The sequence below is a fragment of the Ruegeria sp. AH12 genome, assembly GCF_056541465.1.
Genome location: NZ_JBQFYL010000066.1, coordinates 1 through 1,273, shown reverse-complemented (window position 1 = coordinate 1,273; position 1,273 = coordinate 1). Strand labels below are relative to the sequence as shown.

General features: G+C 58.4%; 2 protein-coding genes. Both read left to right on the top strand.

Annotated features, from left to right (window positions below):
- A partial coding sequence (locus tag ACR0EL_RS21620) for an MFS transporter (RefSeq protein ID WP_480502232.1) occupies positions 1-669 on the top strand: 669 nt, incomplete at its 5' end.
- A complete protein-coding gene (locus ACR0EL_RS21615; protein WP_170393327.1) occupies positions 666-1,262 on the top strand; it encodes a YceI family protein in 597 nt (198 codons plus the stop codon). The genes ACR0EL_RS21620 and ACR0EL_RS21615, both read left to right, overlap by 4 nt.
- Positions 1,263-1,273 lie beyond the last annotated feature (11 nt).

The window sequence follows — 1,273 nt, the reverse complement described above, 5'->3', positions numbered from 1 at the left end:
CTGTCCCTGCTTTTGCGCAGACAGGTCCCCGTCGAGGCGCATGGTACGGCAGCAGCGGCAGCACAGGTCAAAGCACAAAGCGTCGGCTTTTCACCCCGCGCCCTGCAGTACATCCTCGGGCTGGCTGGTATCGGCTGCTGCGTGGCCATGTCGATGCCCCAGGTCCATATTGTCTCCTATTGTGTGGGCTTGGGCTATGGCCCGGCCGTTGGTGCCGAGATGCTGTCTCTGATGCTGTTGGGCGGCGTGGTTAGCCGTATCATCTCGGGGCTTGTCGCGGACCGGTTGGGAGGGCTTTCAACACTGCTGATCGGCTCGGTCCTGCAATGTATCGCTCTGTTCCTGTTTCTCCCTTATGATGGGATGGTTTCGCTTTATGTAGTCAGCATGCTATTCGGGCTGGCCCAGGGTGGTATCGTCCCCAGCTACGCGCTGATTGTACGCGAATATATGCCCCCGCAAGAGGCCGGCGCGCGCGTGGGTTTTGTCATGATGATGACTATCCTCGGCATGGCTCTGGGTGGTTGGATGTCGGGCTGGATCTACGACGTGACTGGCAGTTATCAGTTTGCTTTCATCAATGGCATCCTTTGGAACGGGCTGAACATCGCAATCGTGCTGATGCTCATGAAACGCTCGCGCCAGCGCGGTCGCACGGCGATGGCATGAGGAACCTTACCCGACGCAGCCTGATTGCAAGCCTTTGCGCGTTACCAATGGCACGGGCAGCGATGGCCGCCCTCACCCCATATGCGCTGGCAGCATCGCGCAGTTCCGTCGGCTTCACCTATGATTTGTCCGGCGCGCTTCAGACGGGCACGATACCAGTACAGTCGGCCCAAATTCTGATTGATACCAATCGCTTGCAAAACAGCCGGGTCGATGTCGTGCTGGACGTGGCCCGGGCGCGGACGAACCTACCATTTGCCCGAGGTCCGATGTTGGGAAAAAGTGTGTTGAACGCTGCCCAATACCCCACCATCCGTTTCATCACGACTAAGATTCAGCTGGGACCCACTGGCCGTATCTCGGAAGGTGCAACCGTGACCGGCGATCTGACAGTGCGCGGTATCACGCGTCCGGTGACTTTGAGCGCCAATCTGTATCGGAGACCGGGAAGCGCGGTGGATGATTTGGACACCCTGTCCATCCGGCTAGAGGGGGCGATCAATCGAAATGAGTTTGGCGCGTCTGGATATCCTGATCTTGTACAACCCACGATCGGCCTGGACATCCACGCCGAAATCATCCGGCAGGATTAACCACAAAAAGG

Bases quoted from the DNA above. Each gene is read 5' to 3' on its own strand.
- ACR0EL_RS21615 (WP_170393327.1), top strand. From the start codon at position 666: ATGAGGAACCTTACCCGACGCAGCCTGATTGCAAGCCTTTGCGCGTTA.